The organism is Psychromarinibacter sediminicola, from assembly GCF_029168335.1.
Taxonomy (GTDB): Bacteria; Pseudomonadota; Alphaproteobacteria; order Rhodobacterales; family Rhodobacteraceae; genus Psychromarinibacter; species Psychromarinibacter sediminicola.
Window position 1 is genome coordinate 1 of sequence record NZ_JARGYC010000135.1, and the last position, 5,466, is coordinate 5,466.

6 protein-coding genes are annotated in these 5,466 nt (G+C 65.5%); 5 read left to right on the plus strand and 1 reads right to left on the minus strand.

The window, feature by feature from the left end; translation table 11 throughout:
- The first annotated feature begins 236 nt into the window (after window positions 1-236).
- A complete protein-coding gene (locus tag P1J78_RS23930) occupies window positions 237-794 on the plus strand; it encodes a fasciclin domain-containing protein (protein ID WP_275569887.1) in 558 nt (185 codons plus the stop codon).
- Between the two features lie 135 nt (window positions 795-929).
- Here P1J78_RS23930 and P1J78_RS23935 read toward each other — a convergent pair whose 3' ends face one another.
- Window positions 930-1,577 carry an HD domain-containing protein gene (locus tag P1J78_RS23935; protein ID WP_275569888.1) on the minus strand — a complete coding sequence of 216 codons (648 nt, stop codon included), beginning with the start codon at window positions 1,575-1,577 and terminating at the stop codon, window positions 930-932.
- A gap of 105 nt (window positions 1,578-1,682) precedes the next feature.
- Between P1J78_RS23935 and P1J78_RS23940 the strand changes: the two genes are divergently transcribed.
- From P1J78_RS23940 to P1J78_RS23955, 4 genes are all read left to right on the plus strand, one after another.
- Window positions 1,683-2,861, plus strand: a complete 1,179-nt coding sequence (locus tag P1J78_RS23940; RefSeq protein ID WP_275569889.1) for a cation:proton antiporter — start codon at window positions 1,683-1,685, stop codon at window positions 2,859-2,861.
- Between the two features lie 170 nt (window positions 2,862-3,031).
- The gene (locus P1J78_RS23945) at window positions 3,032-3,292 is read left to right on the plus strand and encodes a hypothetical protein (RefSeq protein ID WP_275569890.1); all 261 of its coding nucleotides are present in this window, start codon (window positions 3,032-3,034) and stop codon (window positions 3,290-3,292) included.
- Window positions 3,293-3,428: 136 nt separating this feature from the next.
- The gene (locus P1J78_RS23950; RefSeq protein WP_275569891.1) at window positions 3,429-4,247 is read left to right on the plus strand and encodes a ParB/RepB/Spo0J family partition protein; all 819 of its coding nucleotides are present in this window, start codon (window positions 3,429-3,431) and stop codon (window positions 4,245-4,247) included.
- Between the two features lie 274 nt (window positions 4,248-4,521).
- A complete protein-coding gene (locus P1J78_RS23955) occupies window positions 4,522-5,442 on the plus strand; it encodes a nucleotidyltransferase domain-containing protein (RefSeq protein ID WP_275569892.1) in 921 nt (306 codons plus the stop codon).
- Window positions 5,443-5,466 lie beyond the last annotated feature (24 nt).

Here is a 5,466-nt window from a genome sequence, read left to right on the forward strand (position 1 = left end):
TCTCTCGGGCATTTCGCTGGCGAAATGCCCTGCCGACAGGCGATTGCAGAGCAATCGCCGAGAGGCGGCGCTTGCGCGGCGGCCTTCGGCCTTGTCCCGCGCCAGGCACCGTTCAAAAACCCCAACCCCCTCACACCCCTGTGATCGCAACACCCCGAAACTCCCTCCGCCGCCCGTCCGTGACTCCCACCACAAGCGGCCGATACCGGACCGCAAGCAACCAGGGAGCACACCCCATGAAGACCCTTTTCACCATCCCCGCCCTCGCCGCCACCGCGACCGTGGCCCTCGCCGCGAGCCACGAGATGGCCAACCCCAAGGTCGGTGGCGCCGAGATGTCGGCCGACAAGACCATCGTGGAAAACGCGATGAACTCGCCGATCCACACCACCCTCGTCGCCGCCGTGAAACAGGCCGGCATGGTCGAGACCCTGCAGGGCGAGGGCCCGTTCACCGTCTTCGCCCCCACCGACAAGGCGTTCGAGGCGCTGCCCGAAGGCACCGTCGAGCAGGTGATGATGGACGAGAACAAGGAGCAGCTGCAGACCATCCTCGGCTGCCACGTGGTCGAGGCCGACGCGATGTCGGACGCGATCGCGGGCATGATCGAGGATGACAACGGCAACCATCCCGTCCACACCGTCGGCGGCTGCACCCTCGCGGCCAAGATGGACGGCGACACCATCACCCTGACCGACGAGAACGGCACCACCGCCACCGTCACCATCGCCGATGTCGACCAGTCGAACGGCGTGATCCACGTGATCGACGCGGTGATGCTGCCGGCGATGTAACGCGCAAAGGCCCTCTGCCCGCGCGCGATGCGGGCCGGGGGCACTCTCCCTCTTTGCGTCCAGGCTGCCGCGTGACGTGTTGTCCGGCAGCCAGCCCCGCGGCCGCCGCGCCCCATCCCGGCGGGCGCGGGGTTCCTACCCGACCTCGTCCAGGAAGCCGTCGAGAAACGCCTCAAGCCGCGCGTGCCGCGCGCGCGCCAGCGCCTGGCCGGTCGCGGTCCGGAACCCTTCGGCCAGCCGCAACAGCTTCACCCGGAAATGGTCCAGCCCGAAGCGCGCGTCGTCCAGCGCCCGCGCCTCCGCCGCCGGATCCTCCGGGTCGTACAGCGCGCGACCCATCCGGCCGGTCACGTAGAAGCAGCGCGCCACCCCGATCAGCCCGATCGCGTCCAGCCGGTCGGCATCCTGCAGCACCCGCGCCTCCAGCGTTTCGGGCTCTATCCCGGCCGAATAGCTGTGCGCCGCGATCGCATGCGCCACGGCGCCGATCCGCGGCTCCGGCCAGCCCAGCCCGCCCAGCACCTCGCGCGCCTGCGCCGCCGCCAGCCGCGACGCCATCGCCCGCTCCGGCGAATCCTTTTCCACCGCGACGCAGTCGTGGAGCAGCACCGCCGCCGCCAGAACCTCGCGGTCGCCGCCCTCGACCGCGGCGATCCGCTGCACGTTCGCCCAGACCCGCAACAGATGCCCCAGGTCATGCGCCCCGTCATCCGACAGCGCCACCGCATGGGGCAGCAGATGGCGGGCGAGCGCGTCATGCGGGGCGAAACGGCGGTGCGGCATGGCGCCCTGCCTAGGGTGCCGCCGCGCCCCGGTCAACGAGACGACACGACCCGATACGACGGGGGCCCATTGCACCCGTCCTTCACCTGCGAAACACTCCCGGCCATGGATCTCGCGTTTCTTCTCATCAGCTTCGGCGTGCTGTTCCTCGCCGGGCTCGCCGCCGACCAGATCGGCGGACTGACCCGCCTGCCGCGCGTCACCATGCTCTTGCTGATCGGCATCGCCGCCGGCGACGCCGGCCTGTCGCTGATCCCCGACGACGTCACCGCCTGGTTCGACTCGCTCTCCATCGTCGCCCTGACCATGGTGGCCTTCCTGCTCGGCGGCTCGCTGACCCGGCGCAACCTCACCCAGCACGGCCGCGCGATCCTCGCCATCTCGCTCGCGATCTCCGTGCTGACGGTCCTGATCGTCTCGGTCGGGCTGACGCTCGCCGGGCTCCCCGCCGGCCTCGCCATGATCCTCGGCGCCATCGCCACCGCCACGGCCCCGGCCGCGATCACCGACGTGATCCACCAGTCCGGGGCCGATAACGGCTTCACCGACACGCTGAAGGGGGTCGTCGCCATCGACGACGCCTGGGGGCTCATCGCCTTCTCCGTCATGCTGGTGCTGGCCGGGCAGACCGACGGCTGGGCCGGCGTGGCCGAGGGCGCGCTGCGCGACCTGGGCGGCGCGGTGCTGCTGGGGGTCGCCGTCGGCGTGCCCGCCGCCTTTCTCACCGGCCGGCTGAAGCCCGGCGAGCCGATGCAGGCCGAGGCCATCGGCATCGTCTTCCTCGCCGCCGGCCTCGCGCTGTGGCTGGAGGTCTCGTTCCTCGTCACCGGCATGACCGCCGGCGCCGTCATCGCCAACCTCGCCCGGCACCACGAACGCGCCTTCCACGAGATCGAGCACATCCAGTGGCCGTTCATGATCCTGTTCTTCCTGCTGGCCGGCGCCTCGCTGGAGGTCGAGGCGCTGCTGCTCCTGGGCTGGGCCGGCGTGCTCTACCTCGTCCTGCGCATCGTGGCGCGGTTCCTCGGCGGCTGGTTCGGCGCCCGCGCCGGCGGCGTGCCGCGGACCGAGGCGGCGCTCTACGGCCCGGCACTGCTGCCGCAGGCCGGCGTCGCCGTGGGCATGGCGCTGGTCGCGGGCGAGGAACTGCCGCACTGGGCGTCGGTCGTGATGGCCTTCACGATCTCCAGCACCGTGGTGTTCGAACTGATCGGCCCGCCGGCCACGCTGGCGGCGATCCGGCGCTACGCGGCCACGGCGCAGAACGACTCCGCCGGCGACTAGCCCCCCAAAAAGCCGAAAAACTGACCCACGATCCCGCCGGAATCCCCCCGCCGCCGCACGACTCCGTCACGGCGCCGGCAACCCGATGGACAGAATGCCGCATCTCGCCTAATCTAACCCTACGTAAATCGATTTTCCGAAACGCATCCTACCAGGAGTACCAGCCCCAAATGCCAGTACGTCTTTCCCTATTCGCCGCCTTTCTCCTCGCCCTCGCCGGTCCCGCCGCCGCCTGGCCGCAATTCGCAAACGAGACCGGCGCCGAATGCGCCTTCTGCCACCAGGGCCCGCCGGCCAACAAGGTCTTCACCCAGCAGGGGCAGGAATACCGGCAGTACCTGATCAACCAGGGCCGCCTGCCGGGCTGCAAGAAGATCCCCGCCTACGACGCCAACGGCAACTACCTGGGCGAGATCGAGCAGTGCAGCTGACCTGACCCGCCGCGGCAGGGAGGGCGCCCGCACGCCCCGACCCGCAACCCTGCCGCCGGGCCACCGTACGCTCCGCTCACGCCCGCTTAACCCGTTCGGCGCAGGCTTCCGGTCCATCGCAACCCCGGAGGCCCCCATGCGCATCCCCACCGACCAGATCGACCCCCACGCCCTGCCGCGCGACCGCACCGTGCTGGACGCCGACGCGCTGGACGAGCTGCAGCGCTCGATCCTCGCCAACGGCCTGCGCCAGCCGATCGAGGTCTGGCAGACCGACACCGGCTATGCGCTGCTCTCCGGCTACCGCCGCCTGATGGCCGTGACGCGCCTCCACGAGGCCACCGAACAGGACCGCTGGACCGAGATCGACGCCGTCCTGCGCAGCCCGCCCGACCGCGTCGCCGCGATGGCCGCGATGGTCGAGGAGAACGAGGTCCGCCAGGCCCTGTCCCCGTGGGAGCGCGCGGCCGTCGCCGTCGCCAGCGTCGATGCCGGGACCTTCGACACCGTCGACGCGGCCCTGCGCCGCCTCTACCCCTTCCTCAACCGCCAGAAACGCGCCCGCCTGCGCGCCGTGGCGGAGGTGGTGGAGGAGCTCGACGGCCTGCTCACCGACCCCGAGGATCTGTCCGAGCAGCGCCTGCAGCGCATCGCCGCCGCCATCCGCCTCGGCTGGTCCGAGCTGATCACGGCCGCCCTCGCCGAGGTCCGCCGCCGCTCGCCCTGCGTGCAATGGGAGACCCTCGCACCCGTCCTCGCCGAGGCCGAGTCCGTGGTCGCCACCGGCGGCCCGACATCACCCAACCGCCCCAAACGCCTGTCCACCCCCCGCCCGGGCGTCCACATCCGCCGCGAGCGCACCCGGCGCGGCTTCGTGCTGCACGTGACCGGACAGGGGGCGACGGATGCCCTGGTCACCGAGATCCTGGACGAGGTCGAACGGTTGTTCTCGTAGGGTGGTCAATCTGCCCACGCGCGCCTAACCCAGAGAGCAACGGCGGTATTTTCCACGGCGGGCGGTGGGCAGATTGCCCACCCTTGCGACTTCGCCCAAAGATTTTCGCCCGACGTTGATGGCCCTGCAGGTCGCTCCAAAGCCGGCTATGTGTTGCGTAGGCGCCGCCATAGAGACCATGTTCCGAACATTGCGACCAATAGGCTGTGTCACAAGTTTGACAGTGATGCGAATCACAAAATACAGTCACTGCAGAGGACGTACAGAGGTCGCCGTGAGCATTCAGGACATAAAGCGCTCAAATTCTGAAAGAAAGATTGAAAGTTTAGAAAAACTTTTATCTGTAGATGATGCTGTGAACGCCTTCTCGCATCTATCCATTTTTGTTGCCGGTTCCTATGCTAGAAAGGAAGCCTCCGAGCACTCAGATATCGACCTTTTTTTCATACTGGACGGAAATCTCAACGATACCGAGGAGCCGAATATCAAATCTCTCCGGTTGTTTTCCAGAGTAATAGAGATCGCCGATGAAATGAATTTTCCAAAATTTTCAAATGATGGGAAGTATCTAAGAATTTTGGAAAAACCAATGATGCTATCGGAACTTGGCGGTCCAGAGGACGATCATTCTAACTATTTCACGGCTAGAATGCTTATGATTCTGGAAAGCAAGTGCGTATTCGGCCATTCTGCACATGAGACCATTCTAAAGGATATATTGGGCGCTTACTTCAAGGACTATCCGGATCACCCTAAAGAATTTCTTCCGACGTTTCTCGTAAATGATATACTTAGATTCTGGAAGACACTCTGCCTAAACTACGAAAACAAGCGCAATCAGCCTGCCGCAGATGCAAATCGGAGAATACGGCAAAAAATCAAGAACTTAAAATTGAAATTTAGCCGCATGCTTACCTGTTACGCTTCTATATGTTATGTGGTATCATCTGAGAATCCGATTGGGACAGAAGATCTTATCACTATGTCAGAGCTAACACCTCTAGAAAGACTGCAAAGGGTTATTACTGCGCACCCTGAACTCGAAAATGAATTCAATAAGCTTGAGGAAGAGTACCGATGGTTTCTAGAGCTAACTAACATATCTGAGGACGAACTCAACCGAAGATTTAGAGCGTTTGCCCACCGACATGAATCGATTGGGGATTCCCATTCGGCCGAGGGACTGATTCACTGACCCTGGGGCAGATACTGGGGGCAG

Coding starts and splice junctions, on each gene's coding strand:
- P1J78_RS23930 (WP_275569887.1), top strand. CDS start 237: ATGAAGACCCTTTTCACCATCCCCGCCCTCGCCGCCACCGCGACCGTG.
- P1J78_RS23935 (WP_275569888.1), bottom strand. CDS start 1,577: ATGCCGCACCGCCGTTTCGCCCCGCATGACGCGCTCGCCCGCCATCTG.
- P1J78_RS23940 (WP_275569889.1), top strand. CDS start 1,683: ATGGATCTCGCGTTTCTTCTCATCAGCTTCGGCGTGCTGTTCCTCGCC.
- P1J78_RS23945 (WP_275569890.1), top strand. CDS start 3,032: ATGCCAGTACGTCTTTCCCTATTCGCCGCCTTTCTCCTCGCCCTCGCC.
- P1J78_RS23950 (WP_275569891.1), top strand. CDS start 3,429: ATGCGCATCCCCACCGACCAGATCGACCCCCACGCCCTGCCGCGCGAC.